The following is a 26,390-nucleotide window of genomic DNA, read 5'->3' as shown; positions in this document are numbered from 1 at the left end:
GATGTGGAGCATGGCAACCGGATCAATAGAGTTCGGGTACGTCGAAGGGCGCGGGCGGCTCCTCGGCGCGGTCGCCGCACGCCGAAAGGACGAGACAGGCGAGCAGCAATGTGGCGATACGCGTCATGGCTCCCTCTCAATCGGGCGTGAATATAGCTTCGATCGGCATGTCGAACAATGCCGCGATACGGAAGGCCAGCGGCAACGACGGATCGTAGCGCCCGGTTTCGATCGCATTTACGCTCTGGCGGGAGACCTCCAGCCGCTGCGCGAGATCCTGTTGGCTCCAGTCGCGCTCGGCCCGCAGGACCTTGAGGCGGTTCTTCACGATTCGGCCCCGGCCCGGTCGCGCCAGCCCATCCAGCATTGCGCGATCCCCATGCCGATCGCCCAGACGGGGAAGGTCCACCAGGCGTCGATATGGGGTACGACGCCGAAAGTCTCGAGGAAGCCCCAGAAGCTGCCGGCCGCAAGCACCAGACCCAGGCCGAATAGCGAGGCCATGGTGGCGCGGTGGCGCAGGAATTCGTCATCCTCCTCGATCAGGTAGCGCGCCATCGTCCAGATCATGGCGAAGATCGGCAGTACCGGCAGCAGGGCGATCGCAAAGGCACCGGCGCCCGAAAGTTCCATTCGTTGGCTGAGCGTAATCGCGATGCCGAGGCCGAGCATGTAGCCGAGCGACGCGACCGTGAACCGCCGCGTGTAGCGCACCACCGCCGGACTGAGGCGGCCGGTGGTCCGCTGATGCGCCAGGCCTGCGCGGGTGAGGGGGATGATCAGCAGCATGGTACAAGCGAGCAGGATGAAGCCGGTGCTCTTCCCGATCGCATCGGTGATCCTGAGCGCGGCGATCGCCCCGAAGGAGGCGAACATCAGCCCTGCCCAGAACCAGCGCGAGCGGCCGGTACGGCCGGCGACTTCGGCGGTCACCGCGCCTCTCCGCGTGCCCTGCCACACCGGGTACCCGTCACGGCGGCGAAGAAGGGGAGCGTCAGAACGGCCGCGATTGTCGTCCAGTCGGGCAGGACTTCGACGATATTGAGCACCGCGACGGCGATCACGGCAAGGGCCCAGAGAAATGGTCGTACAGCAGTCATGGTCAAGCTCCATTGCAAGAATGTAAAGCAACCTAGACATTGAGTGCGTATGTGTCAAGCGACCATGACAAGATGGCGCGTGGGCTTGTCACTGGTCCCGTCCTATGCCGGTTTTTTGCAAGGCATCCGTGACTTGAACCGTTAACCCTTCGCAGTTATCTCACCTGTCATGAACGCGCTGTGGATCACTGCCACGACTACCACCACCCGGGCTCTCCGGGGGCGGTCGGTCGCGGCCTGACGCGATCCGCCGCCGCCCGGTTTCGGGCGGTGCGGTGTTCCTCCCGAAATCGCCATCAAGCTCAACGCCGCTCTTCAAGCGCGGGCTGCGCTGTGCCATGGCGCCCTCAACTGGGCGCCGCCGATAGCGCCGCGCCAAAGGAACGGTACGAAAACGATGACGGAATTGCTCAAGATCAGCCTGCCCGACGGTTCGGTGCGCGAGGTCGAGCCGGGGACCACGCCGGCGGACATCGCGGCGGCGATCGGCCCGGGGCTTGCCAAGGCGGCGCTCGCCGCGCGCGTGGACGGCGAAGTGCGCGACATCGCACGTCCCTTTGACGGCGACGCGGACCTCGCGCTGATCACCGCACGCGACGAGCAAGACGCGCTCGAGCTGGTCCGTCACGACTACGCGCACGTGCTCGCCGAAGCGGTTCAGGCGCTCTGGCCGGGCACGCAGATCACCTTCGGTCCCGCGACCGACGACGGCTTCTACTACGACGTGAAGGCGCCCGACACGCGCGATCCGTTCTCGATGGACGACCTGCCGGCGATCGAGGAGAAGATGCGCGAGATCATCCGCGCCGACAAGCCGCTGCGGCGCGAGGTCTGGACGCGCGAACAGCTCATCGAAAAGTGGGAAGCCGAAGGCGAAACCTTCAAGGCCGAATGGGCGAAGGAACTGCCCGAGGATGAGGAGCTGACGGTTTACTGGTCGGGCGAGGACTGGCTCGACATGTGCCGCGGGCCGCACCTCGCCAGCACCGGCAAGCTCGATCCGCAGGCCTTCAAGCTGATGCGTGTCGCGGGCGCCTACTGGCGCGGTGACCAGCGCAATGCGCAGCTCACGCGCATCTACGGCACCGGTTGGCTCAGCAAGAAGCAGCTCGACGCGCATCTCCATCGGCTGGAGGAAGCGGCCAAGCGCGACCACCGCAAGCTCGGGCGGGAGATGGACCTGTTCCACCTGCAGGAAGAGGCGCACGGCAGCGTCTTCTGGCACCCGCAGGGCTACCGCGTGTGGCGTGAGCTCGAGGCCTATATGCGCCGCGCGATCGACGGCGCCGGCTACCGCGAGATCAAGACGCCGCAGGTGATGGACGCGCGCCAGTGGGAGCAGTCGGGCCACTGGGGCAAGTACCGCGAGAACATGTTCGTCATCCCCGACGAAGTACCGAACGTCGAGGACGAGGGCCCGCTGGTCTCCGATGCGGCCGAGTGGATGGCGCTCAAGCCGATGAACTGCCCGGCGCACGTGCTGGTCTTCAAGCAGGGCATCAAGTCCTACCGCGACCTGCCGCTGCGCCTCTACGAGAACGGCTGCTGCCACCGCAACGAGCCGCACGGTGCGCTCCACGGGCTGATGCGCGTGCGCCAGTTCACCCAGGACGACGCGCACATCTTCTGCCGCGAGGACCAGATCGTTGCCGAAGTGCGCAAGTTCTGCAAACTGGCCGACCGGGTCTATCGGGACTTCGGTTTCACTTACGCGATCAAGCTCGCCCTGCGCCCGGAACAGCGCTTCGGCACGGACGAGCAGTGGGACCAGGCCGAGGACGAGCTGCGCAACGCCGTCATTGAGGCGGGTCTCGCGACCGAGGAGTATGGCTGGGAGGAGCTGCCCGGCGAAGGCGCGTTCTATGCCCCCAAGCTCGAATGGCACCTCACCGACGCCATCGGCCGCACCTGGCAGGTCGGCACGATCCAGTCCGACCGCGTCCTGCCCGAACGGCTCGACGCGAGCTATGTCGGCGAGGACGGCGAGCGCCACCGCCCGGTCATGCTGCACCGGGCGATCTTCGGCTCCTACGAGCGCTTCATCGGTATTCTGATCGAGCACTTCGCGGGCCGCCTGCCGGTGTGGCTCGCACCGACGCAGGCGGTCGTGGCGACGATCGTTTCCGACGCCGACGGCTATGCGCAGGATGTCGTGGCCAAGCTCGAAGCGGCAGGGATCCGGGTCGAGGCCGATCTTCGCAACGAGAAGATCAACTACAAGGTGCGCGAACACAGTCTCGCCAAAGTCCCGCATCTGCTGGTCGTCGGCAAACGCGAAGCGGAAGAGGGCACGGTCGCGGTTCGCACGCTGGGTGAGCAGCAGCAGAAGGTCATGCCGCTCGAGGAGGCCATTGCGATGCTTCGCGAGGCCGCGACCCCGCCCGACCTGCGGTGAAGATTCGCCGAGGATCGCCGGAGGATGTTCCGCGCGCGCTCGAAATCTGGCGGGCGGCGGTCGATGCGACGCATGGTTTCCTGACGCCCGAAGATCGCGTCGAGATCGACCGCATGGTGGCGGAACAGTTCCTGCCTCAGGCCGAGCTGTGGCTGGCCGGGGATGATGGCGGGCTGGTGTTCGGCTTTCTCGTGATGGACGGCGACGAGATCGATGCGCTGTTCGTCGATCCGGCAGTGCACGGGCAAGGCCATGGCACGGCGCTGATCGAGCACGCGCTCACCCTGTCGCCGCGCGCGACGGTCGAGGCAAGCGAGCAGGCCAGCAACGCGCTGCCGTTCTACGAGGCACGGGGCTTCGTGCGGATCGGGCGATCGGAAACCGATCCGCAAGGCCGGCCCTATCCGCTCGTCCGATTGCGTTATGCCGGGGGCGGCAGCCGCGGGCCGGGCAACGGATCGTGATCGCCGATTTCACCCTGCTCCAGATCGCCGTGGCGCTGGCGAGCGGGCTTGGCGCGGCGTTCGTGCGTGGGCTCACCGGCTTCGGCATGGCAATCCTGCTGGTACCGGTGCTGGCGCTCGCGCTTACGCCGGTGGAGGCTGTGCTGGTGACCAACACCGTCTCGCTGCTACTCGGCCTCAGCGAGTTCAGGCGCCTGCGGCAACATGCGGAGCGCTCCGCCTGGATCATCGCGGGGCTGGTTCTCCTCGCGACGCTGCCGGGGCTGGCGGTACTCTCCGCCACACCCGCGCCGCTGGCGCGGCTGCTGATCGCGCTGGTCGCGCTCTCCGCGTTCGCGGCCATCCTGCTCCCGTCTCGCCCGGCCGATCTTCCGGGCAAGGCGACCACCGCGCTGACGGGACTCTCGAGCGGGTTCCTGACCGGCTTTGCGGGCATGCCGGGTCCGCCCGTCGTCCCGTACTACGTCGGGCGCGCGATTCCACGGGCGACCGCCAAGGCGTCGATGATTCTGATCTTCACCTTCGCTTCGGGGGCCGGTCTTGCTTCGGGTGCACTGCTTGGGGAACTGCACTGGCGTCAGCTTGCGCTCGGTGCGGCGCTTCTGCCTATCGTGCTGCTCGGCAACTGGCTGGGGAGCCTTGCGTTCGGCCGGGTCGGCGACACCACATGGCGGATCTTCGTGGCCGTGGTGCTGGCAGCAGCGGCGATCGCCGCGCTGATCAAACTGCTATAGGGACAGGCCGGGCAGCACGGAGTCGGCTGCGATCAATGCGAGCGCGCATCCTGCCACGATCGCCGTACGCAGCACGTCGAGCGCGCGGTGTCCGTGCCTGCGGGCGAGAGCGATCGCATATGCCATGCAGTCGAAATTGCGCCCGCCGCGGCTAAGGAAGCGTTAAAGACCGGCTCGCAGCGCCGGCATCTGCTGGCTGGCACAGTGGAAGCCGCCGCCGCCTGCGAGCACCGCATCGGCGGCGAGCCCGACCGTCGCGCGGTCGGGAAACAGCGCAGCAATCGCCGCGACGCCGTCCGCATCGTGGATTGAGCCGAACGTCGGCACGACGACGAGATTCGTGGTGATCGCAAAGTTGGCGTAGCTGGCCGGCTCCACGAGATCGCCCCGCGTGATGAGCCCGGGCGAGGGGATCTCGGCCACTTCGACACCAAAGGCTTCCGCGCGGCGCTTCGCATCGGCGTAGATCGCGGCGTTGGGATCGTCCCTGTCCGTCGCGTGCGGCAATGCAAGGCGGCCCGGCGCAACGAACCGGGCGAGGTTGTCGACGTGCCCGTCGGTATGGTCGTTGATCAGGCCGTCGCCGAGCCACAGCACGCGGTCGAAGCCGAGATCGCGCGCAAGCCGCGATTCGATTTCCTCGCGCGAGAGGTCGGGATTGCGGTTCGGGTTGAGCAGGCACTGTTCGGTCGTGACGACGAGCCCGGTTCCGTCGCCATCGATCGCCCCGCCTTCGAGGATCCAGTCCGCCCCAGCGATCGGGAGCCCCGCTTCCTGCGCGAGCTCCGCACCGATCGTCTGGTCGCCTTCCATCAGGTACTTGCCGCCCCAGCCATTGAACAGGCAGCGCAGCGCCGAACCGTCCGTGCGGACGAGCGGTCCGGTGTCGCGCAGCCACAAGTCCCCGAAGCTGCGCCGCTCGAGCTTGACGGCGCCCGAGACGAGCGCGCGTGCGCGCGCCTCGTTGGCAGCATCGCGCACCAGCAGGCGCACCTCCTGCCCGCTCTCGGCCACCGCGTTGGCGAAAGCGGCGATCTGCTCCTGCGCACGGTCGAGATAGCCGGGCCACTCGTCGGCATCATGCGGGAAGCCGATCCACAGCCACGCCTGCGGCGCCCATTCGGGCGGCATCGAGATAGCCATCGAAAGTCGCTCCGAATGGGCGTGCGGGGTCAGCAGCCGCCGTCCGCAGCGCAAGCCTCGTCGCGGATGCGGCGGAACTCGTCGCCCTCGCGCCAGTTGGGCCACGCCGTCGACATTGCCATCATCCGCCCGAGGCGATAGAACAGGCGCAAGTCCCGCTCGACGCCCGACCAGTCCCAGTTCTCGTCGTATTCGTCGCCCGCGGCGTGATAGGCCGTATCGCGATAGCGCGCCTCGTAGGCCTCGCCGGCTTCGGTGCCGCCTTCGACCAGATCCTGCCCGCCGTCGACGTAGAGCATCGGCAATCCGCGCTTGGCCATGCTGAAGTGGTCGGAGCGGTAGTAGTAGCCCGCCTCGGGCGAGGGATTGGGCGTGCCCACGCGCCCTTCGGCGGTCAGCGCGGCGGTCAGGAAGTCGTCGAGCTGCGATTTGTCGGGGCCGACCACGGTCACGTCCTTTGCCGGACCCGCGAGCGAAAGCGCGTCCATGTTCACCCCGCCGACCGTCTGTTCGAGGGGGAACACCGGATTGGCGCCGTAGTATTCGGAACCCAGCAGGCCCTGCTCCTCGGCGGTGACGGCGAGGAATACCAGGCTGCGATCGGCCGGGCCGACCTTGGCATGCGCTTCGGCGAGGGCAATGAGCGCTGCGGTGCCGGTCGCGTTGTCGATCGCGCCGTTGCAGATCTCGTCCTCCTCGCCGGGGGCGCAGCGTCCGAGGTGGTCCCAGTGCGCGGTGTGGAGCACATATTCCTCTGGGCGCTCGGCGCCCGGCAGAATGCCAATCACGTTCTTCGAGGTGAAGCTGCGCGTATCGTTCTCGAACGCAGTGGACACGGTCGCGCCGAGCGGCACCGGCTTGAAGCCCTTCTTCTTCGCGGCGGCCGAAAGCTGGGCCAGGCTGTGTCCGGTTGCCTCGAGGATCTGCTCGGCGACCGCTTTCTGCACCCAGCCGTTCATCACGGTCTGGTCCGCCCCGCCGTCCTCGCGCTGTGCGTAGGATTGCGGGCCCGACCAGCTATTCTTGACAGTGGTCCAGGGATAGGATGCCGGATAGGTGTCGTGCACGATGATCGCGCCGGTCGCGCCCTGGCGGGCGGCTTCCTCGTACTTGTAGGTCCAGCGGCCGTAGTAGGTCATCGCCTTGCCGTTGAACGTGCCTTCCAGCGTTTCCGCTTCGTAGTCGGGGTCGTTGACCAGGATGACCGCGGTTTTTCCCGTCATGTCGATCCCGGCATAGTCGTTCCAGTTCTTCTCCGGCGCGTTGATGCCGTATCCGACGAACACCAGTTCGCTGTTTTCGACCTTCGTCGTCGGGGTTTCGCGGTAGGAGACGCCGACCCAGTCGTCGCCGAAGTCGAAGTTCATCGTCTCGCCGTCGGCCTTCACCGTCAGCGGCGCGAAATCGCGTCCGGTGATCTCGACCAGCGGCACGTCCTGGAACCAGCTGCCGTTGTTGCCCGGCTCGAGCCCCGCCTTCTCGAACTGCTCGGCGATATAGGCGACGGTCTTCTCCTCGCCGGCGGTGCCTGGCAGGCGGCCTTCGAACTCGTCCGAGGAAAGCGTGCGGGTCGCCTCCTTCATCGTTTCGATGGAGATTTCGGGCACTTCGACTTCGGGGATGTCGAGGGTCGTGTCGCCCTCGGGGTCGCCCACGGCAACGTTGCAAGCGGCGAGCGCCAGCACGGTGGTAGCGGCTAGGATTCGGCGGATCATTTGCAAGGCTCTCTCTCAAGACTGCGATTGCCGCAAAACTTGGCAGGTCGCGCGCGCCGCGGCAACCCGTCCTTGTGCATGGTGTGCACTCCGGGCAGGGAGCGGGCATGACGGGTGAGTGGCAAGATGCGATCGCGCGGGCTCGTGCCAACGCGCCCTTCCTTGCGCGCGCACTCGACCGGCAACCGGAACTCGAAGCGCTGCTGCGAGATGGGGACGACGAGGCGGCACTCGCCTGGGCCCGCGAGGCGGGTGCGGGCGCGACGACTTGCGAGATTGCATTGCGGCGCGAGCGGCTGGGGTTGGCGGCAGCGCTCGCGGTCGGCGACCTTGCCGGGGCTTTCCCGCTCGAGAGGGTGATGGCGGAGCTGTCGGATTTTGCCGACCGCGCGCTCGACCGCGCGATAGCGGCGGCGATCGCGCGCCGCGTCGAGGGTGCTGCGCCGGCCGGGTTTATCGCTCTCGCGCTCGGCAAGCACGGCGCAGGGGAGCTCAATTACAGTTCCGACATCGACCCCATCCTGCTCTACGATCCCGAGACATTGCCCCGCCGCGCGCGCGACGAACCCGGAGAAGCGGCGCAGCGCTATGCCCGCGAGATCGTCCAGATGCTCTCGGCCAACAGCGCGGAGGGCTACGTCTTCCGGGTCGATCTGCGTTTGCGTCCCGCTTCCGAGGTCAGCCCGCTGGCAATCTCGTGCGATGCGGCGCTCAGCCATTACGAGAGTTCGGCGCTGGCGTGGGAGCGCGCGGCCTATATCCGCGCGCGCGCCGCCGCAGGCGATGTCGGCCAGGGTGAGGACTTCCTCGCGGCGATCCGCCCGTTCGTCTGGCGGCGAAGTCTCGATTTCGGTGCGATCGAGGAGATCGGCCGGCTGACCTCGCGCATCCGCGACCGGTATTCGGGCCCGACCGAACCCGCGCCCGGCTTCAACCTCAAACAAGGCCGCGGCGGGATCCGCGAGATCGAATTCTTTGCGCAGACGCATCAGTTGATCCACGGCGGCCGCGACCGTTCGCTGCGGGTCCGGGAGACCCGTGCCGCGCTCGACGCGCTGGCTGCGGCCGGCCTCGTCGCGCCTGAGGATGCCGAGCTTCTCGGGCACAGTTACGACCGTCTGCGAGTTGTCGAGCACCGGCTGCAGATGCTCGAGGACCATCAGACGCATACCCTGCCCGATGGCGAAGCCCTCGACCGCGTCGCGCGGCTCGACGGGCTGGCCGACGGCGCGGCGCTGCTGGCGGAGCTGACGCCGCTATGTGCCGAGGTTGCCGCGCGGTTCGACCGGCTGCTCGACCGGCCGGGCGGCAGCGGTGGACCCCCGGCCGAGAGCGAGAGCCTGCCCGCCCGGCTCAAACGGCTCGGTTTCGAGGAGCCGGAGGCGCTCGCCGAACGGATCGCCAATTGGAGCGACGGGCATATCCGCGCGTTGCGCAGCGAGGCGGCGCGCGCCTCGCTGGACGCGCTACTCCCGCGCCTGCTCGATGCCCTGGCCGAAGCGCCCGACCCGCGCCGCGCCCTGCTGCTCTGGGAGGAGCTGATCACCAAGGCTTCGAGCGCGATCAACCTGTTCCGCCTGCTCGACGCGCGCCCGGCACTGCTCGATCAGCTCGTCGGCGTGCTGACGCTCGCACCGCCGCTGGCCGAGCAGCTTGCGCGGCGGCCCGAGCTTCTCGATGCCCTGATCGACAAGAGCGCGCTCGACCTGCCGGGCGATGTTCCTGCGCTCGCGGAACGCATGGCGCGTGGCGAGGCCGGCGACGACTACGAACGCGCGCTCGACCGAATCCGCGTGGTCACCGGCGAAACGCGCTTCGCTCTCGGCGTGCAACTTATTCAAGGCGAACACGATCCGCTCGACATCGCCGCTGCGCTCTCACGCGCTGCGGAAGCCGCGCTGGCGATCGCCGCGCGCACAACGCAGGACGATTTCGCGGTCAAGCACGGCCTTGTGCTGGGCGGGGAACTGCTCGTGCTCGGCCTCGGGCGGTTCGGGGGCGGTGCGCTGACGCATGCGTCCGATCTCGACATCATCTATCTCTTCACCGGCGATCACGGCGCCGAATCCGACGGTTCACGGCCGCTCGGCGCCACGCTCTACTTCAACCGCCTCGCACAGAGGGTCAGCGGCGCGCTGAGCGTGCCGACTGCGCAAGGCGCGCTGTACGAGGTCGACACGCGCCTGCGGCCCCAAGGCGCGCAGGGTCCCCTCGCGGTTAGCCTCGACAGCTTCGCGCGCTACCAGCGCGAGGATGCCTGGACCTGGGAACACATGGCTCTCACGCGCGCGCGGCCGCTGTTCGGCTCGCCCGAGGCGCGGGCTGCGCTGGAAAGCGCGATCGCCGGCGTGCTGCTGCGCCCGCGCGATCCCGAAAAGCTGCGCGCGGACGTATTGAGGATGCGCAGCGAGATGGCGGCCAACAAGCCGCCGCGCGGGCCGCTCGACGCCAAGCTGCTGCGCGGCGGGCTGGTCGATCTGGAGTTCCTGGTCCACTACCTGCAACTGCGCGACCAGGCCTGCATCGTGCCCGATCTGGGGCAGGCCATCGCCTGCCTGGCCGAGCGCGGAAGCTTGCCCGGCGAAATGGCCGAGGCCGAGCGGATGATGACGCGTCTGCTTGTCGCAGGCCGGCTGCTCGCCCCCGATCTCGACCAGCCTACGCCGGCCGCCGGCCGCGCATTGGCCCGCGCCTGCCGGTGTGAAAGCATCGACGAGGTCTTGCACCGGCTGGGAGAGGCGCGGCAATGCGTCGCCGCCACCTGGCACGAGGTGTTCGACGAGAAACTGGAGACCGAACAATGAGCGACTTTCCGAAAACCGGCGATGCGATGCCCGACATCGCGATGGAAACCCCGGACGGCGGCACGGTGAAGCCGTCGGACTTTCGCGGGCGGAAGCTGGTCGTGTTCTTCTATCCGAAGGACAATACGCCCGGCTGCACGACCGAAGCGAAGGACTTCACCGCGCTCGCCGGCGAGTTCGAAAAGGCGGGCGTTGCCCTGCTCGGGGTGAGCAAGGATTCGCCCCAGAAGCACCGCAATTTCATCACCAAGCATGATCTGAAGGTGCCGCTCGCGACCGATGCGGAGGAAGGCGGCCTCTCCGACGCGCTCGGGATCTGGACCGAGAAGAAGATGTACGGAAAAACCTTCATCGGAATGGTCCGCAGCACCTATCTCGTCGGCGCGGAGGGCAAGATCGCCCGCGTGTGGGACAAAGTGAAGGTCAAGGGCCATGCCGACGAGGTGCTCGAAGCGGCGAAGGCACTTTGAACGAAACGCGCGAATCGGTCGCCGCGGCGATCCGCGGCGCGCTGCTGACCGGCGAACCGAAGGCCAAAGTCTTTGCCGCGCGTGACGTCGCGCGCCGCTGGCGCCTCGGACGGCTCGACTGGCGCTTCGATACCGCGATGCCGGAACGCCCCGCTGCGCCCGACCGCCCCGAACTGCTCCCGCCCAATCGCATGCCGAAGCGCGGCAAGGCCGGATCGGAGCGCGGGCGGATCGCGCTGTGGCATGCGCTGGCGCACATCGAATTCGTCGCGATCGACCTCGCGCTCGACATGGCAGGCCGCTTCGGGGAGGCTATGGGCCGGGAATTCGTGAGCGATTTCCTTTCCGTAGCTGCCGACGAAGCGATGCATTTCGCGCTGCTCGACCGCAAGCTCCGCCGCCTCGGAAGCCACTACGGCGCGTTGCCGGCGCACGGCGGCCTGTGGCAGGCGGCGCACGATACGCAGCATGAGGTGCGCGCGCGGCTCGCCGTGGTGCCGATGGTGCTGGAGGCGCGCGGGCTCGACGTCACGCCGGCCACCCGTGATCGGGTCCGGGCTCAGGGTGACGAAGACGGAGCGCGAATCCTCCAACGAATCCTTGACGACGAGATTCGTCACGTCCGGTTCGGCACAAAGCACTTTGTCGCGAGCTGCGACGAAGCGGGCGAAATACCTGAGAAGTGTTGGAAAATACTGGTGGAAAGGCACTTTCGCGGGACGCTGAAGCCGCCATTCAACGACTCGGCGCGTTCGGCAGCCGGTTTATCGCGAGAGTTCTACGCTGCTATTGCCAGTTAAACCCACCCCCGGTTAGGCCTGCAATTATTGAGACGGAGGAGGGTTCCCAAGTCTCGCATAAAAAATTCACGCCGGTCGGGTATCCCGGCGTGCACGGATCGCTGTGGCTCAAGGGCCGCAAAAAAGAGGACGGGGTTTTGGTCGCAACTCTCAGCAATCGGCGGATCGCCAAAGCCGCGGCAGCGGCGGGCGCCGCTTTCCTCGCCATCGCCGCAAGTCCGGCACTGGCGAATTCGAGTGCCGCAGCTGCGGCCGATATCACCGCTCCTGTACAAGAAGCGCAAAAGCCGGCCGGCGGGGATGCGCAGTTTCGCGAACTCTTCGCCAGCTGGCGCTCGCTTGACGGTGATCGCGCCGCGCAGCCGGTCGCTAGCACCGGTATTTCGGTTCCCTCGCGCATGCCGCTCGATGGCGCGCAGCTCACCAGCGACTACGGCATGCGCACCCATCCGGTGCTCGGCGGCCGCCGGTCACACAAGGGTGTCGACCTCGCAGCGGCCACCGGCACGCCGGTTTACGCCACTGCCGACGGAATTGTCGGCCGCGCCGACTGGTTCAGCAGCTACGGTCTCTACGTCCAGATCGAACATGGTGCGAAGCTCCAGACGCGTTTCGCGCATCTGTCGAAGCTTGCCGTGGCCGACGGCCAGCATGTCAAGAAGGGCGACCTGATCGGTTACGTCGGCTCCACCGGCCGTTCGACCGGTCCGCACCTTCACTACGAAATCCGCATCGACGGCGAAGCGGTCAATCCGATCCCCTACATGGTCGAAACCGAAGCGCAGCAGGCTTTCGCGCTGGCGACCGGCCGCGGCGGCATGGGCGGCGGCGAGGAATAGATTTCACCCCTCGTGCGAGGGGCGGGAGGCAGGCATGGGAGAGGATGCCTGACAGAAAGGCGGCGGGAGCGATCCCGCCGCCTTTTCTCTTGCCGCCACTGTGCGGGCAGCTAGGTTTCGAATCACAACGAGACGCCGGCAGGGCGCCGTGAGTGGAGAGAAACCGACGATGCATCCCATCACCCACGCCGAAGCACGCCCCGACCGGCCCGCGATCGTGGTGGCGGGCTCGGGCGAGACGGTCACCTATGCCGAGCTCGACCGCACCGCCAACCGCTTCGCTCACTTCCTGCGGACGCAGGGTCTGGAGCGCGACGACGCATTCGGGCTGTTGATGGAGAACAACGCGCTCTATCTCCAGCTCGTGTGGGGATCGCAGCGCGCTGGCACGATGCTGGTCCCGATCTCGACCCGCCTGACCGCGCCGGAGATCGCCTACATTTTGAAAGACAGCGGCGCCAAGCTGCTGATCACCTCGCCGCAGTTTGCCGATGTGACCGAGGGTATTCGCCGCGAATGCCCCGATCTGCCCGTGTTCGTGCTCGATGGGGAGGGGAGCGCCGACTTCGAAGCGGCGATGGCGGCGCAACCCGCCGAACCGATCGCCGACCCCTACCCTGGGCTCTACATGCTCTATTCTTCAGGCACGACCGGCCGACCCAAGGGCATTCGTCCGCCGCCGCCGCAGGACGACGACGTCCAGGCTACAAATGCGCTGGTCATGCTGGCGGTGATGGGGCCGGGCATGCCGGCGGATGGGGAGATGGTCTATCTCTCGCCCGCGCCGCTCTATCACGCAGCGCCGCTCGCCTGGTGCTGCACCGTCCACCGGCTTGGCGGCACGGTGGTGATCATGGAGAAGTTCGACCCTGAGGCCGCACTCGCCGCCATCGAGAAGTACAGGGTGACCGACAGCCAATGGGTGCCGACTCACTTCGTGCGCATGCTCAAGCTCGATGATGCAGTGCGGGCGCGCTACGATCTGTCCAGCCACCAGCGGGCCATCCACGCCGCGGCGCCCTGCCCGATCCCGGTCAAGCAGGCGATGATCGAGTGGTGGGGGCCGATCCTGGTCGAATACTACGCCGGATCGGAAGGAATAGGGATGACGCTGATCCGCAGCGATGCCTGGCTCGCGCACCCGGGCTCGGTCGGCCCGGCGCTTCATGGCAAGATCCATGTCTGCGGGCCCGAGGGCGAGGAGCTGCCGCCGGGCGCAGACGGCCTGATCTACTTCGAGAACGATACGATCCCGACCTATCACAACGATCCGGCCAAGACCGCGGAGGCGATGCACCCCGAAGGCTGGATGACCCTGGGCGACATCGGACACGTGGACGACGACGGTTTCCTCTATCTGACCGATCGCAAGAGCCACATGATCATATCCGGCGGGGTGAACATCTATCCGCAGGAGATCGAGAACCTGCTCGTCACGCACGACAAGGTAATGGACGCGGCGGTCATCGGCGTGCCCGATCCCGATCTGGGGGAGAAAGTCGTCGCAGTGATCCAGCCGCGCGATATGGACGATGCAGGCGAGGCGCTCGAGGCCGAGCTGCGCGAATTCCTCGCGCCTCAGCTCGCCCGGATCAAGATGCCCAAGCAGTTCGACTTCAGGCCCGATCTCCCGCGCGAGGCGAACGGCAAGCTCTACAAGCGCGAGCTGCGCGACGAATACGCCGCTAGGGCGCGCGAGGACGCCTAGCCGAGCAGCCGCCTGGCCATCGCGCGGACTTCCTCACCCATGTCTTCGCGTTCGAGCGCGAGCGCGAGCGTCGCCTCGACGAAACCGGTCTTGCTGCCGCAGTCGAAGCGGCGGCCGGCGAAGGTCACTGCGTGAAACGGCTGTCCGCCGATCATCCGTGCCATGGCGTCGGTGAGCTGGATTTCGCCTCCCGCACCCTTCTCCTGATCCTCCAGCGTGCGCATGACTTCGGGCTGGAGGATGTAACGCCCCGACACGATCTTGTTGGAAGGCGCCTCGCTGACCGGGGGTTTCTCGACGAGACCGCGCACTTCGGTCAGCGCCCCGCGCTCTTCGCCCGGGTCGATCACGCCGTAGCTGGAGACTTCCTCGCGCGGGATTTCCAGCACGCTGATGAGGTTGCCGCCGACGTCCTCGTAAGCTTCGACCATCTGCTTCATGCAACCCGGCTTGCCGACCATAAGCTCGTCGGGCAGGAGGATCGCGAAGGGTTCGTCGCCCACGATGGCCCGCGCGCACCAGATCGCATGGCCCAGTCCGAGCGGAACCTGCTGGCGCACGGTAATGATATCGCCGGGCGGGAAGCGCGTGGGTTCGAGGATGTCGAGGCTCTTGCCGCGCTCGCTCATGGTGGTTTCGAGCTCGAAGGCGGTGTCGAAATGCTCGACGATCGCCGTCTTGCCGCGCCCGGTGACGAAGATCATCTGTTCGATTCCCGCCTCGCGCGCCTCGTCCACCGCGTACTGGATCAGCGGGCGGTCGACGATCGGCAGCAATTCCTTCGGAATCGCCTTGGTTGCGGGGAGAAAGCGGGTGCCGAGGCCGGCGACGGGGAACACGGCCTTCCGGATCGGTTTGCGTGCGCTCATGACGATTGGAGTAGGAAGCGCGGGGGATCAGCGCAACCGGTACCTTGCGGAAGCATCGATTCACGCTAGACGCTCGACCATGGACAAGATCATCATCGAAGGCGGCAAGCGGCTCGCGGGCACGATCCCGATCTCGGGCGCGAAGAACGCCGCGCTTACCCTCATCCCCTGCGCGCTGCTGACCGAAGAACCGCTGACGCTGCGCAACCTGCCGCGGCTGGCGGACATCGACGGGTTCCAGCACCTGATGAACCAGTTCGGGATCACGACCTCGATCCAGGGCACCCGGCCGGAGGATTTCGGCCGCGTGATGACGCTGGAAGCGCCGCGGATCACCTCGACCGTCGCCCCCTACGAACTGGTGCGCAAGATGCGCGCTTCGATCCTCGTGCTCGGCCCGATGCTGGCGCGCATGGGCGAGGCGACCGTGTCGCTCCCGGGTGGGTGCGCGATCGGCAACCGCCCGATCGACCTGCACCTCAAGGCGATCGAGGCGTTCGGCGCGGAGATCGAGCTCGCGCAGGGCTACGTTCGCGCGCGCGCGCCGGATGGCGGGCTGCCGGGCGGCGAGTTCGACTTCCCGGTGGTGTCGGTCGGCGCGACTGAGAACGCGCTGATGGCCGCCGTCCTCGCCAACGGCACCTCGCGTCTGTTCAATGCCGCGCGGGAGCCGGAGATCGTCGATCTGTGCAACCTGCTGGTGGCGATGGGCGCGCAGATCGAGGGGATCGGCACGTCCGACCTGACGATTCATGGCGTCCGGCGGCTCCATGGGGCGACCTACCGCGTGATGGCCGACCGGATCGAGGCCGGCTCCTACGCCTGCGCCGCGGCGATCACGGGCGGTGAAGTCCTGCTCGAAGGCGCGAAAGCGGAGGAGATGCAGGCGACGCTGCACGCGCTGCGCAACATCGGCATTCATGCCGAAAGCGAGGCGAACGGCGTGCGTATCGGCGCGAACGGGCGGCTGAAGGCGGTCAATCTTTCGACCGCGCCCTACCCTGGCCTCGCCACTGATATGCAGGCGCAGCTCATGGCCTTGCTGACTCGCGCCGAAGGCACCAGCGTGCTGACCGAGACGATCTTTGAGAACCGCTACATGCACGTGCCGGAACTCAATCGCATGGGCGCAAACATCGAAACCTCGGGCCGCACGGCGATCGTGCACGGCGTCGAGCGACTGACCGGCGCCGAAGTCATGGCCACCGACCTGCGCGCCTCGATGAGTCTCGTCATCGCCGGGCTGGCTGCGGAAGGGCAGACGCAAGTGCGGCGTCTCTACCATCTCGACCGGGGCTACGAACGGCTGGAGGAGAAGCTCGCTCTGGTCGGCGCGCAAGTCGAACGGATCGGCGACGAGTAGCTTCGCCGCTGCGGACCTTTCCGCCCGATGCCGCGTTGGCGAGAGGAAAGGAGTTCGATCATGGCACTACTGAAGCTCGCCGCGCTCGGAGCGCTCGGATACGCCGGGTACAAGTACTACGAGAAGCACAAGGGGGACGACCGCCCGGCCTTCGCCGGGAACCAGGGAAACGCGAACGTGCGTGACGCCGGGCCCGAATCGATGCGCGACAAGCCCAAGCGCGGCTGGAGCAAGGCCGACGAGGCGAGCGACGAGAGCTTCCCGGCAAGCGATCCGCCCGCGACTTACTAGGCGGCCTGCACAGGCGGGCGGTTGCCCGCCTAGGACCGCATAGACGCCACCAGCCAGATACGGATCGCCCCTGCCAAGCCGGGCGGATGCTCGGCCCTGATCCGTTCTTCGTCGATACGCGCGACGAGTGCATTGAGCGGTACGGCCTCGCGCTCTGCCGCGGCGCGCAGCATGTCCCAGAACAGCGGTTCGAGACTGATCGAGGTCTTGTGTCCGGCGATCTCGACCGAGCGCTTGACCGGCGGATGATAGGGCGCGTCCATAATGTGAGCTCTAGCAGATCGGACGCCGCGTGGCGCGCTTGCTGACGTTGCGGGGGCCCGGGCATAAGCATGCCAAGGATGGCTCCGGATCCCTTCGATGGAGCTGTCAAGCGCACGATGCCACGAGTCTGCGCAGGAGCGGGAGGAACCGCTCGCCTGCTCGGTCCGTTCATGTTCCTGCATGATCCTCCATAACCGCCATGGATGTTGGAATGGCTAGCCGGGCGGCGAGCGCGCACCCCAACAAGAAGTACGCGATCGGTCTCGCCCGTGCGTTCGGCGGCGCGATCATCTTCGGCCTCCCCAACTTGATGACGATGGAGATGTGGTTCCTCGGTTTCTATCTCGACCGCACGCGCCTCGTTCTCTTCCTGCTTGTTAATTTCGCGATCCTGGTCGGCCTCTCCCGCTTCTCCGGCTTTGAGGAAACGGCCAGCGTGAAGGAGGATCTGCTGGACGCGCTGGCAGCTTACGGGGTGGGCGTAATCGCCTCCGCCGCGACCCTCGCCGTCTTCGGTATCCTGTTGCCGGGCATGTCGCTGGGTGAGATCGTCGGCAAGATCGCAGTGCAAAGCGTCCCGGCCAGCTTCGGAGCGATCATCGCGCGCCGGCAGATGGGAGACAAGACGGACGGGGAGAAGGACGACGAGCACGATGTAGCCGAGCGCCGCGGCGCTTACGGCTGGCAGTTGTTCCTGATGGTGGCAGGGGCGCTGTTCCTCGCCTTCAACCTGGCGCCAACCGAAGAGATGATCCTCATCGGCTTCAAGATGTCGCCCTGGCACGGCATCGCCTTGGTTCTCCTCTCGGTTCTGATCCTTCACGCCTTTGTCTACGGCGTCGGCTTCGCCGGGCAGGAACAGCCGCCGGAAGGGAGCGGTTTCTGGCGGTTGTTAATCAGCTATACGATTGCAGGGTACGGCATCGCGCTGCTCGTCAGCCTCTATGTGCTGTGGACTTTCGGACGGCTGGATGGCGCAGACCTGACGCAGATCGCCTCGATCACGGGGGTTCTCGCGTTTCCGTCGGCAGTCGGCGCGGCGATCGCGCGGCTGGTGGTCTGAAGGGGGAGCCGATGGCACGGACCGGACACGAAGGGCGATCGGAAAAGCAGGGCCGCAAGCGGTCGTCGCAGCCTCCGCTGCTCGAGTGGATTTCCGCAGGGGTCGGGCTCCTGCTGACTCTGGCGGTGCTCGGCGCGCTGACGTGGGAAGGACTGGCGGGTTCCAACGGCGCCCCGCCGGCGGTCGAAGCCATGATCAGCCGGATCACCCCCGTTCGGGCCGGTTACGTGGTCGAAATCGAGCTGCGCAATCGTTCGTCGGCCACCGCGGCGGCCGTCGAGATCGAAGGCGAGCTGATCAGGTCCGACGGGACGACTGCGACCAGTACGGCGACGGTGGATTACGTCCCGGGAGAATCGACGCGGAACGCCGGGCTGTTCTTCGAGGACGACCCGCGCCGCCACCGACTCGAAGTCCGCGCGCTGGGCTTCGCCGAGCCTTGAGCGGCCAGTGCCCCGAGGAACCGGTGCCGGCGCGAAGACATTGTCTCGGGCAAACTGATGACTGAAAGCCAAATCCTGGTTCTTGCCGGCGGCGCCGTTCTGCTCGGCGTGCTCGGCGCATTTCACATGAGCGGTCTGCGTCTGATCGGCTGGTGTACGCCCCGACGTCAGGATCACCCGCACCTCAGCGTCATCGCGACCTTCTGGAGCCTGGGCCTTCTTCATCTCGCGGAGATCGCACTCGGCGCACTGATGCTGTGGTTGCTGCTCCTGATCCCCGGCACCGGTTCGCTCGGCGCCGCGGCCGAACCTACGCCGGCCGATTACCTCTATGTCGCGGGGAGTTCGTTCGTGACGCTGGGATACGCGCAGGTAAACGCACATGGCGCAATTCGGCTGCTGATCATGCTGCTCTCGCTCGGCGGTTTCATGGTTCTCACCTGGTCCGCCACCTTCATCTACAGCATGTGGGGAGAGATCTTTCGCGAGGAATCGTAGGGCGACCCGGCGCCGCCTGACGCCTCGACGAGCGAATCCCTACGATTTTTTTGGGGTGGTCCGCTGCCGGGGCGCAGCCTAGCCTTCGTGATCGATCAGGTTATGCGAACGCGGGGAGCGAATGTCGGAAGGATACCGGGCTCTCACCGAGAAGGAAAAGCAGACGCTGCGGCTGATCGTCCGCGGCTATGATGCGAAATCGCTCGCGCGGCGCCTCGGCATTTCGGTTCACACGGTGAACGAGCGGCTGCGCCATGCGCGGCGGAAGATGGAGGTTTCCAGCAGCCGCGAGGCGGCGCGAATGCTCCTCGCCAAGGAGAGTGAAGGGTCCGATTTTCTTGCAGGCAAGCAAATGGGGGCAGCCGCACCCACCCCCGGCGTGGGACACGATGGAGCAGCGGCGAACGGTCTCGATGCGAGGTCTCACCGCTTCTGGATCATCGGAGGAATGCTCATGTCTCTCATTCTTGCAACGCTCGCGCTCACGTCCCTGTCGCAAGTCGGGGAACCGGCGGCGAGGAACGGCCAAGCCGTCTCAGCCGAGGCCGGCGCTCCCGGCGGGGAAGTCGGCGGCGATGTCGTAGAAGCGGCGCGCCAATGGCTTACCCTTGTCGACCAAGGGCGTTGGGACGAAAGCTGGAACGCGACCGGCCAGGCTTTCAAGGAATTGAACACGAGCGAGAAATGGGCTTCGGTTTCCGAGCAGGCCCGGCCTCCGTTGGGCAAGGTGCTTTCGCGGACCGCGATCAGCCAGGAAGGCGTGCCGGCGCCGCCTTACGGCTACGAGATGATCAAGTTCCGTACCAGCTTCGCCAACAGGGCCGATGTCACGGAAACCCTCACCTTGGCTCGCGAGGGTTCGGAATGGCGGGTGGTCGGCTACTGGATTTCCTGACGGCGCCACGTCGGAAGGGCCGGCAGTTCCAGCATCAGGCGGATGAAGCCGCCGGCGTGACGAGACTGCCGGTCTGCGACCTCAATACATGTGCTGGCCGCCGTTGATGCTCATCGTCGAGCCGGTGACGAAGCCGCCCTCGTCGCTGGTGAGGAAGGCGACGCCGCGGGCGATTTCCTCCGCCTGGCCGAGGCGGCCCACGGGGATCTTGGCGACGATCTTCTCCAGCACGGGCTCGGGCACGGCGGCGACCATGTCGGTGTCGATATAGCCCGGTGCGATCGCGTTCACGGTCACCCCGAAACGCGCGCCTTCCTGCGCCAGCGCCTTGGTGAAGCCGTGGATACCGCTCTTGGCTGCGGCATAGTTGACCTGCCCGTATTGCCCGGCTTGCCCGTTGATCGAGCCGATGTTGACGATCCGGCCCCAGCCGCGTTCGCGCATGCCGGGGAAGCAGGCCTTGGCCATGTTGAAGCATCCGCCGAGATTGATCCGCATGACCTCGTTCCAGTCGTCGTAGGTCATCTTGTGCAGTGTGCCGTCGCGGGTGATCCCCGCATTGTTGACGACGATATCGACATCGCCAACCTCTTCGGTCACCCGGCGGCAGCCGTCCTGGCATGCCTCGTGATCGCCGACGTCCCACTTGTAGACCGGAATGCCATTCTCGGCGGAGAAGCGCTGCGCCCTCTCGTCGTTGCCGGCATAGTTGGCGACCACGGTGCGCCCCTGTGCCTTGAGCGCGAGGCTGATCGCCTCACCAATACCGCGGGTTCCGCCGGTGACGATTGCAACGCGAGCCATGGACTTGTCTCTCCGCCTGATTTTTGTGTGTCCCGAAGGTCTACGCGAAGGCTGCGCGACACAAAAGAAAAACCCCGCCGGAAGCGGGGCTTTGCAGACGAATTCAGGCGGAAACGCCGATCAGAAGCGGAACTGCGTGCCGACGTAGACCGCCTGGCTGTCCTGCTCCATGTCGGTGAGCGGAGCGAGCCGGTCGCGGTCCTGCGACAGCCGCACGCCTGCGGTAACGTCCAGATTGCGGGTAACACGGTAGGCACCGCCGAGATCGACGGACTGATCGCCCAATCCTTCGAGGGTGCGCGGTGCGCGGCCGACGCTGCGGTCACGCTCGAACGCGATGCGCGGCTGGAACCGGCTCGGTTCTTCCTTGTGACCCTGGGCGGGTTCGAAGCTCGCGAGATCGGGAACGTCCAGCTCGCGCACGCCCTCGGGCAGCGACGGAGCCTTGGCGAACGTCTGGTAACCGCGCGCAATGCCGAGATTGTAGCGAGTGGAGGCAATCGCCGCAGCGCCAGTCCCCGGCTCTCCGGCGATCGATGCCAGCGTCGAGCGGAACGAGATCGCGCGTGCGGTCTCCTCGTCGACACGGATGGCGACGGTGACAGTACGGTCGAGCGGCTTGGCCGGCCCGGCGGGCGTGAAGCGCAGCATCTGGCCATGCGCGGCGACCTGCTGCGCGACTCGGCGCGCGAGCTGCGGATCGACCGATGCGGGAGTGAAGGGGGCGAACTGCCCGGCCACCGGAGCGGCGGCGTCTCCGTTTTCGAGCCCGACGAGCGCCAGGCCAGTCGAAGGAATCGCGAGCGCCAGACACGCAGCCGACAGCAGCGTGGGGGCAAACCCACCCTTGTGTGTCATCTTGCGTGACCCAGACATTGCAGCGCGTCCTTCCCCTTGTTCCCCGCCCATCCAAGCCGATCGGGCCTGAACGGTTCCTGACTTTCCGCGTCGTTCACCCCTGGTGAGACTCGGGCGCAGGAGAGTCGAAAGGAAAGTTAGGATCGATCCAAAGCCTTGGCCAGTGTTTTCCACAAGGCGAAGTCCGTGATTCGCCGCAGGTGTTGCACCATGCCCACATGCTGGCGGGCGATTAAGGCGCGGTTCAAACGCTTCCGGGTCAATCCGGCATCCCGAACATGGAGTCCACGCTGTGCTTGCCGCTCGCGCCGTGCGGGCTATAGAGGCGAACGAGCACACTGACAGGATACGACCCGATCATCATGAACGCGACCCGCCTTACCTCGACCGTTTCCCGCGGCCTGCTCGTCTCACTGGCGCTCGCCGGCCTCACGGCCTGCGGCGGCGGCGGCCGTCCCGCTTCGGACCTCGCCGCGAGCCAGGTGACCACGATCGGCGTCAATTCCTACCTCTGGCGCGCCGCACTGGAGACGGTGAGCTTCGCGCCGCTGCTCCAGACCGACAGCGCGGGCGGGGTGATCGTGACCGACTGGTACACGAATCCGGAGAACCCCGGCGAGCGTGTCAAGCTGACGGTCTCGATCCTCGACCAGGACCTGCGCGCCGACGCCGTGCGCGTCGCCGCCAGCCGCCAGGTTGCGCAGGGCGGAACCTGGGTCGATGCGCCGGTCCAGGCGGCAACGGTGCAGAAGCTCGAGGGCATCATCCTCACCAAGGCTCGCGACCTGCGCCGCCAGGCGGTGGTTTCCTAGTTCAATTCGCCCTAACGGGGTTTCCATGACCGACACTCGTTTCGATCCGTCGCAAGCCGACGGGCGCTGGCAACGCGCGTGGGAAGAAGCGCGCTGTTTCGAAGCCGACAGCAATTCCGCCAAGCCCAAGAGCTACGTGCTCGAGATGTTTCCCTATCCCTCGGGCCGCATCCACATCGGGCACGTGCGCAACTACACGATGGGCGACGTGCTCGCGCGCTACAAGCGGATGACCGGGCACGAGGTGCTGCACCCGATGGGGTGGGATGCCTTCGGCATGCCGGCCGAGAATGCGGCGATGGAAAAGGGCGTCCACCCCGACGGCTGGACGCACGCCAATATCGACAACATGAAGGCGCAGTTGAAGCGCATCGGCTTCGCGCTCGACTGGAGCCGCGAGCTGGCGACCTGCGACGCCGCGTATTACGGCCACGAACAGGCGATGTTCCTCGACCTCTACGAGGCGGGGCTGGTCTATCGCAAGGAGAGCGAGGTCAACTGGGACCCGGTCGACATGACCGTGCTCGCCAACGAGCAGGTGATCGACGGCAAGGGTTGGCGTTCCGGCGCCGAGGTCGAGAAGCGCAAGCTCAACCAATGGTTCCTCAAGATCACGCAGTTCGCAGAGGACCTCCTCGACGGGCTGGGCAAGCTCGAGAACTGGCCGGACAAAGTTCGGCTGATGCAGGAGAACTGGATCGGCCGGAGCCGCGGCCTGCAATTCTCGTTCGAACTGTCGGACGGTGAAAGCCTGGCCGTCTATACCACGCGGCCCGACACGATCTTCGGCGCCAGTTTCGTCGCCGTTGCGCCCGACCATCCGGTCGCGCAGCGCGTGGCGACGATCAATTGCGACGCGGCGAAGTTCATCGAGCAATGCAAGCGCGGCGGGACGACCGCGGCCGAGCTCGAGACGGCGGAGAAGCTCGGCTTCGACACCGGCATCGGCGCGCGCCATCCGTTCACCGGCGAGTATCTGCCCGTCTACATCGCGAACTTCGTGCTGATGGACTACGGCACCGGCGCGATCATGGCGGTGCCCGGGCACGACCAGCGCGACTTCGAATTCGCGACCAAGTATGGCCTGCCGATCCCGCGGGTCGTCGCGTCCAGCGCGGAGGACGCCGGCAAGCCGTTCGCCGGTGAAGCCGAGGCAGGCGAGGGCGTGCTGGTGAACTCGCAATTCCTCGACGGAATGGAGGTTGAAGCGGCCAAGCGCGAAGTGATCGCGCGCGCCGAGAAGGATGGCTGGGGCCAGGGCACGACCGTCTGGCGCCTGCGCGACTGGGGCGTATCGCGCCAGCGCTACTGGGGCACGCCGATCCCGTTCATCCACTGCGCCGAGTGCGGCGTGGTGCCGGTGCCCAAGGATCAGCTCCCCGTCGTCCTGCCCGAGGACGTCGATTTCAAGACGCCCGGCAATCCGCTGCTGCGTCATCCGACCTGGAAGCACGTCGACTGTCCCAAGTGCGGCGGCAAGGCGGAGCGGGAGACCGACACGCTCGACACTTTCGTCGATTCGAGCTGGTACTTCCTGCGCTTCGCCAGCCAGCCGGCCAACAAGCCGTTCGACCGCGAGGAAGTCGCCAAGTGGCTGCCGGTGGAACAGTACATCGGCGGGATCGAGCATGCGATCCTGCACCTGCTCTACGCCCGCTTCTGGACCCGCGCGCTGCAGCACATGGGCCAGCTCGATTTCGCCGAGCCGTTCGCTTCCCTGTTCACGCAGGGGATGGTGACGCACGAGACCTACAGTCGGTCGGAAGGCAGCAAGACGGTCTACTACGCGCCCGACGAGATCAGCCGCGAGGCCGAGCGCGCTCTGCTCAAGGACGATGGCGGCGAGGTCGAGATCGGCCGCGTCATCAAGATGTCCAAGTCGAAGAAGAACACCGTCGACCCGGACGAGATCGTCGCCAAGTACGGTGCCGATGCGGTGCGCTGGTTCATGCTGTCCGACAGTCCGCCCGAACGGGACCTGCCTTGGTCCGAAGCCGGGATCGAAGGCTGCTGGCGCTTCGTCCAGCGCCTCTGGCGCCTGTTCGGGCAGTTCGATGCGGCAGCGACCGGTGAGGACAAGGCGCTCTTGCGCAAGACGCATCAGACGATTGCCGCGGTTGCCGAGGATATCGAGGCGCTGTCGTTCAACAAGGCCGTCGCGCGGCTCTACGAGCTGACCGGCGCGATCGAGAAGGCGCAGCCTTCCGCCACACGCAGCGAGGCGATCCGCACTGCGCTGCTGCTCGTCAGCCCGATGATGCCGCACCTGGCCGAGGAGGGCTGGGCCGCAATCGGCGGGGACGGCCTGATCGCGAACGCGCCCTGGCCGCCGGTCGATCCGGCGCTGCTGGTCGAGGACGAGGTGACCATCGCCATCCAGCACATGGGCAAGCTGCGCGACACGCTGACTGCGCCCAAGGGCGCACCGAAGGAAGACCTCGAAGCGCTTGCCTTGGCAAGCGAGAAGGTCCAGCGTTCGATCGATGGAGCAACCGTGCGCAAGGTGATCGTCGTGCCCGACCGGCTGGTGAACATCGTCACGTGATCCGCGCGGCCGCCCTCGCCGCGGCGCTGGTCGCGCTGTCCGGCTGCTCGCTGCAGCCGATGTACGCGGGCGGCGGAAACGGCGCGGTGGCGCGCGGGCTCGCCGCCGTCGAAGTACCCCCGATCGACGGGCGTGCCGGTTGGCTGGTGCGCAATGCGCTGCGCGACCGGCTCGGTGCGGCGGGCGAGGAGAGCCCGCGCTACCGTCTCGACGTGCGGCTCGACGATCGGCTCGAAGGGCTCGGCGTGCTGAGCGACGACACGATCGGGCGCGAACGCCGCACGCTGCGCGCGCGCTACCAACTCGTCGACACCGCCGACGGTTCGATCCTGCTCGACGCGACCGCCGGTTCGGACGCAGGGATCGACGTCGTCTCCAGCGAATACGCGACCATCGCAGCCGAGCAGACTGCGCTCGAGAATCTCGCGCGCGAGGTCGCCGACCGTATCGTGACGCAGCTCTCGCTCACGCTGCGCGAAGACCGGTGAAGGCGACCCAGCGCGATTTCGCCGCTGCCGCCCGGCGCGCGGCGCAGCAGTGCCGGGTGTTCTTCTTCTGCGGACCGGACGAGGCCGGCGCTTCGGCCGCGGCCGACAGGATCGTCGAACTGCTCGACGACCCGGGCGAACGCATCGAGATGTCGGGCGCATCTCTGCGCAAGGATCCGGTTCTGCTCGGCGACGAGGCCCGCTCGGCCTCGCTGTTCGGCGACGCGCGTCACATCTACGTGCGCGCGAGCGGCGACGAGGCGCTGGACGCGATCGGCAACCTGCTGCTGGGCACGGGCGAGGCCTGCCCGGTGCTGATCGTCGCCACCTCCGCCACCGACAAGTCGCGCACCGCGAAACTGCTGGAGAAGCGCGACGATGCGCTGGTGGCGATGTTCTGGCCGCCCGATCTCGCCTCCGTCACCGCCAGCGTGCGCGGCATGGCGGACGCAGCCGGTCTGCGCCTCAACGGCGACATTGCCGAGCGGATCGCGCGCGCCGCCGGGCTCGACGTGCGGTTGGCGCAGTCGGAAGTCGACAAGCTCGCGCTCTATCTCGATGCTTCGCCCGCTTCTCCCAAAACGGCTGATGCCGGTGCCCTCGACGCCATCGGCGCCTCGACCGAGGAGGATGGCTTCATGCCCTTGGTCAATGCCGTCCTCGCCGGCGAGACGCGCAAGATTCCGGCGGAGCTGCACCGGCTGCGTGAATTGTCGCTCAACCCGGTCGGCGTGCTGCTAGCGATCGAGCGGCGCGCGGCTCAGCTCGCCCAGATCGCCGCGAAGATCGGACCGCGGGGAAACGTGGCGGCGGCGCTCGATGCGGAAAAGCGCGCCCGTCGCATCTTCTGGAAGGACGAGCGCGATCTTGCCGCCCAGCTCAAGCACTGGCGTGGACGCGAGCTCGACCGGCTGGTCGCGAAGCTCGTCGCGCTCCACCGTGCGCTGCTCGCCAACAGCCAGTCGGCCGAGCTGCTGCTGTCGCAGGGCCTGGCCGAGATCGCCCGCCGCGCAGCGCGGCGGTGA

Annotated in this window: 27 protein-coding genes; 18 read left to right on the top strand and 9 right to left on the bottom strand. The window is 66.9% G+C overall.

Going from position 1 to position 26,390, the window contains the following annotated elements; genetic code table 11:
• Nucleotides 1–136: 136 nt before the first annotated feature.
• From D2V04_RS16570 to D2V04_RS18035, 3 genes are read right to left on the bottom strand one after another with little or no spacing between them, the layout of a single operon-like run.
• The gene (locus D2V04_RS16570) at nucleotides 137–328 is read right to left on the bottom strand and encodes a helix-turn-helix transcriptional regulator (RefSeq protein WP_119514933.1); all 192 of its coding nucleotides are present in this window, start codon (nucleotides 326–328) and stop codon (nucleotides 137–139) included.
• Nucleotides 325–933: a hypothetical protein gene (locus D2V04_RS16565; protein WP_119514796.1), complete on the bottom strand. Its 609-nt coding sequence runs from the start codon at nucleotides 931–933 to the stop codon at nucleotides 325–327. The genes D2V04_RS16570 and D2V04_RS16565 overlap by 4 nt, the downstream gene beginning before the upstream one ends.
• Nucleotides 930–1,100, bottom strand: coding sequence for a hypothetical protein (locus tag D2V04_RS18035; protein ID WP_182849798.1), 171 nt, complete (start codon nucleotides 1,098–1,100; stop codon nucleotides 930–932). Before D2V04_RS18035 ends, D2V04_RS16565 begins: the two co-directional genes overlap by 4 nt.
• 397 nt (nucleotides 1,101–1,497) lie before the next feature.
• On the opposite strand from D2V04_RS18035, the gene thrS reads away from it, so the two are divergent.
• The 3 genes from thrS to D2V04_RS16550 are packed head-to-tail and all read left to right on the top strand — an operon-like array spanning nucleotide 1,498 to nucleotide 4,693.
• A complete protein-coding gene (gene thrS, locus D2V04_RS16560) occupies nucleotides 1,498–3,495 on the top strand; it encodes a threonine--tRNA ligase (RefSeq protein WP_119514795.1) in 1,998 nt (665 codons plus the stop codon).
• Nucleotides 3,492–3,959, top strand: a complete 468-nt coding sequence (locus D2V04_RS16555) for an acetyltransferase (RefSeq protein ID WP_119514794.1) — start codon at nucleotides 3,492–3,494, stop codon at nucleotides 3,957–3,959. Before thrS ends, D2V04_RS16555 begins: the two co-directional genes overlap by 4 nt.
• Nucleotides 3,956–4,693, top strand: a complete 738-nt coding sequence (locus D2V04_RS16550) for a sulfite exporter TauE/SafE family protein (protein WP_324186926.1) — start codon at nucleotides 3,956–3,958, stop codon at nucleotides 4,691–4,693. The genes D2V04_RS16555 and D2V04_RS16550 overlap by 4 nt, the downstream gene beginning before the upstream one ends.
• Nucleotides 4,694–4,855: 162 nt before the next feature.
• On the opposite strand, the gene D2V04_RS16545 is transcribed toward D2V04_RS16550, so the two are convergent.
• Nucleotides 4,856–5,836 (bottom strand): agmatine deiminase family protein, encoded by a 981-nt coding sequence (locus D2V04_RS16545; protein WP_119514792.1) that lies wholly within the window; start codon nucleotides 5,834–5,836, stop codon nucleotides 4,856–4,858.
• A 29-nt stretch (nucleotides 5,837–5,865) separates the two neighbouring features.
• Nucleotides 5,866–7,551, bottom strand: a complete 1,686-nt coding sequence (locus D2V04_RS16540) for a M28 family metallopeptidase (protein ID WP_119514791.1) — start codon at nucleotides 7,549–7,551, stop codon at nucleotides 5,866–5,868.
• A gap of 107 nt (nucleotides 7,552–7,658) precedes the next feature.
• Here D2V04_RS16540 and glnE point away from each other — a divergent pair, with 107 nt between their 5' ends.
• The 5 genes from glnE (at nucleotide 7,659) to D2V04_RS16510 (ending at nucleotide 14,172) form a co-directional block, all read left to right on the top strand.
• Nucleotides 7,659–10,355: a bifunctional [glutamate--ammonia ligase]-adenylyl-L-tyrosine phosphorylase/[glutamate--ammonia-ligase] adenylyltransferase gene (gene glnE, locus D2V04_RS16535; RefSeq protein ID WP_119514790.1), complete on the top strand. Its 2,697-nt coding sequence runs from the start codon at nucleotides 7,659–7,661 to the stop codon at nucleotides 10,353–10,355.
• Nucleotides 10,352–10,825, top strand: a complete 474-nt coding sequence (locus D2V04_RS16530) for a peroxiredoxin (RefSeq protein WP_119514789.1) — start codon at nucleotides 10,352–10,354, stop codon at nucleotides 10,823–10,825. The genes glnE and D2V04_RS16530 overlap by 4 nt, the downstream gene beginning before the upstream one ends.
• A complete protein-coding gene (locus D2V04_RS16525) occupies nucleotides 10,822–11,625 on the top strand; it encodes a ferritin-like domain-containing protein (RefSeq protein WP_119514788.1) in 804 nt (267 codons plus the stop codon). Before D2V04_RS16530 ends, D2V04_RS16525 begins: the two co-directional genes overlap by 4 nt.
• Nucleotides 11,626–11,714: 89 nt before the next feature.
• Entirely contained in the window at nucleotides 11,715–12,464 is a 750-nt protein-coding gene (locus tag D2V04_RS16520; protein WP_407672126.1) for a M23 family metallopeptidase, read from the top strand.
• A 169-nt stretch (nucleotides 12,465–12,633) separates the two neighbouring features.
• The gene (locus D2V04_RS16510; protein ID WP_119514787.1) at nucleotides 12,634–14,172 is read left to right on the top strand and encodes an acyl-CoA synthetase; all 1,539 of its coding nucleotides are present in this window, start codon (nucleotides 12,634–12,636) and stop codon (nucleotides 14,170–14,172) included.
• On the opposite strand, the gene D2V04_RS16505 is transcribed toward D2V04_RS16510, so the two are convergent.
• Nucleotides 14,169–15,041, bottom strand: a complete 873-nt coding sequence (locus D2V04_RS16505; protein ID WP_119514786.1) for a UTP--glucose-1-phosphate uridylyltransferase — start codon at nucleotides 15,039–15,041, stop codon at nucleotides 14,169–14,171. The genes D2V04_RS16510 and D2V04_RS16505 overlap by 4 nt on opposite strands.
• 79 nt (nucleotides 15,042–15,120) lie before the next feature.
• Between D2V04_RS16505 and murA the strand changes: the two genes are divergently transcribed.
• Entirely contained in the window at nucleotides 15,121–16,404 is a 1,284-nt protein-coding gene (gene murA / locus D2V04_RS16500) for a UDP-N-acetylglucosamine 1-carboxyvinyltransferase (RefSeq protein ID WP_119514785.1), read from the top strand.
• A gap of 60 nt (nucleotides 16,405–16,464) precedes the next feature.
• Nucleotides 16,465–16,695 (top strand): hypothetical protein, encoded by a 231-nt coding sequence (locus D2V04_RS16495; protein WP_119514930.1) that lies wholly within the window; start codon nucleotides 16,465–16,467, stop codon nucleotides 16,693–16,695.
• A gap of 29 nt (nucleotides 16,696–16,724) precedes the next feature.
• Here D2V04_RS16495 and D2V04_RS16490 read toward each other — a convergent pair whose 3' ends face one another.
• The gene (locus D2V04_RS16490) at nucleotides 16,725–16,958 is read right to left on the bottom strand and encodes a ribbon-helix-helix domain-containing protein (RefSeq protein WP_119514784.1); all 234 of its coding nucleotides are present in this window, start codon (nucleotides 16,956–16,958) and stop codon (nucleotides 16,725–16,727) included.
• Between the two features lie 212 nt (nucleotides 16,959–17,170).
• Here D2V04_RS16490 and D2V04_RS16485 point away from each other — a divergent pair, with 212 nt between their 5' ends.
• The 4 genes from D2V04_RS16485 (at nucleotide 17,171) to D2V04_RS16470 (ending at nucleotide 19,858) form a co-directional block, all read left to right on the top strand.
• The gene (locus D2V04_RS16485) at nucleotides 17,171–18,022 is read left to right on the top strand and encodes a TIGR02587 family membrane protein (RefSeq protein WP_119514783.1); all 852 of its coding nucleotides are present in this window, start codon (nucleotides 17,171–17,173) and stop codon (nucleotides 18,020–18,022) included.
• 11 nt (nucleotides 18,023–18,033) lie between these two features.
• Complete coding sequence (locus tag D2V04_RS16480; RefSeq protein WP_119514782.1) at nucleotides 18,034–18,465, top strand: hypothetical protein; 432 nt, start codon at nucleotides 18,034–18,036, stop codon at nucleotides 18,463–18,465.
• 57 nt (nucleotides 18,466–18,522) lie between these two features.
• On the top strand, nucleotides 18,523–18,963 hold the full coding sequence (locus D2V04_RS16475) for a hypothetical protein (RefSeq protein WP_119514781.1): 441 nt from the start codon (nucleotides 18,523–18,525) through the stop codon (nucleotides 18,961–18,963).
• A gap of 121 nt (nucleotides 18,964–19,084) precedes the next feature.
• Complete coding sequence (locus tag D2V04_RS16470; protein ID WP_119514780.1) at nucleotides 19,085–19,858, top strand: helix-turn-helix domain-containing protein; 774 nt, start codon at nucleotides 19,085–19,087, stop codon at nucleotides 19,856–19,858.
• 81 nt (nucleotides 19,859–19,939) lie between these two features.
• Here D2V04_RS16470 and phbB read toward each other — a convergent pair whose 3' ends face one another.
• The gene (gene phbB / locus D2V04_RS16465; protein WP_119514779.1) at nucleotides 19,940–20,662 is read right to left on the bottom strand and encodes an acetoacetyl-CoA reductase; all 723 of its coding nucleotides are present in this window, start codon (nucleotides 20,660–20,662) and stop codon (nucleotides 19,940–19,942) included.
• Nucleotides 20,663–20,782: 120 nt separating this feature from the next.
• Complete coding sequence (locus tag D2V04_RS16460; RefSeq protein ID WP_228766497.1) at nucleotides 20,783–21,538, bottom strand: hypothetical protein; 756 nt, start codon at nucleotides 21,536–21,538, stop codon at nucleotides 20,783–20,785.
• A 344-nt stretch (nucleotides 21,539–21,882) separates the two neighbouring features.
• Here D2V04_RS16460 and D2V04_RS16455 point away from each other — a divergent pair, with 344 nt between their 5' ends.
• Genes D2V04_RS16455 through holA form a run of 4 tightly spaced genes read left to right on the top strand, consistent with a single transcriptional unit; the run spans nucleotide 21,883 to nucleotide 26,390 of the window.
• Nucleotides 21,883–22,332: a DUF3576 domain-containing protein gene (locus D2V04_RS16455; protein ID WP_119514778.1), complete on the top strand. Its 450-nt coding sequence runs from the start codon at nucleotides 21,883–21,885 to the stop codon at nucleotides 22,330–22,332.
• Between the two features lie 25 nt (nucleotides 22,333–22,357).
• Entirely contained in the window at nucleotides 22,358–24,877 is a 2,520-nt protein-coding gene (gene leuS / locus D2V04_RS16450) for a leucine--tRNA ligase (protein ID WP_119514777.1), read from the top strand.
• Nucleotides 24,874–25,365: an LPS assembly lipoprotein LptE gene (gene lptE, locus D2V04_RS16445; RefSeq protein WP_119514776.1), complete on the top strand. Its 492-nt coding sequence runs from the start codon at nucleotides 24,874–24,876 to the stop codon at nucleotides 25,363–25,365. The genes leuS and lptE overlap by 4 nt, the downstream gene beginning before the upstream one ends.
• Complete coding sequence (gene holA / locus D2V04_RS18030; protein WP_182849797.1) at nucleotides 25,362–26,390, top strand: DNA polymerase III subunit delta; 1,029 nt, start codon at nucleotides 25,362–25,364, stop codon at nucleotides 26,388–26,390. The genes lptE and holA overlap by 4 nt, the downstream gene beginning before the upstream one ends.

The sequence above is a fragment of the Pelagerythrobacter aerophilus genome (assembly GCF_003581645.1).
GTDB classification, from domain to species: domain Bacteria; phylum Pseudomonadota; class Alphaproteobacteria; order Sphingomonadales; family Sphingomonadaceae; genus Pelagerythrobacter; species Pelagerythrobacter aerophilus.
This window is presented reverse-complemented; position numbering and strand designations above follow the sequence as displayed.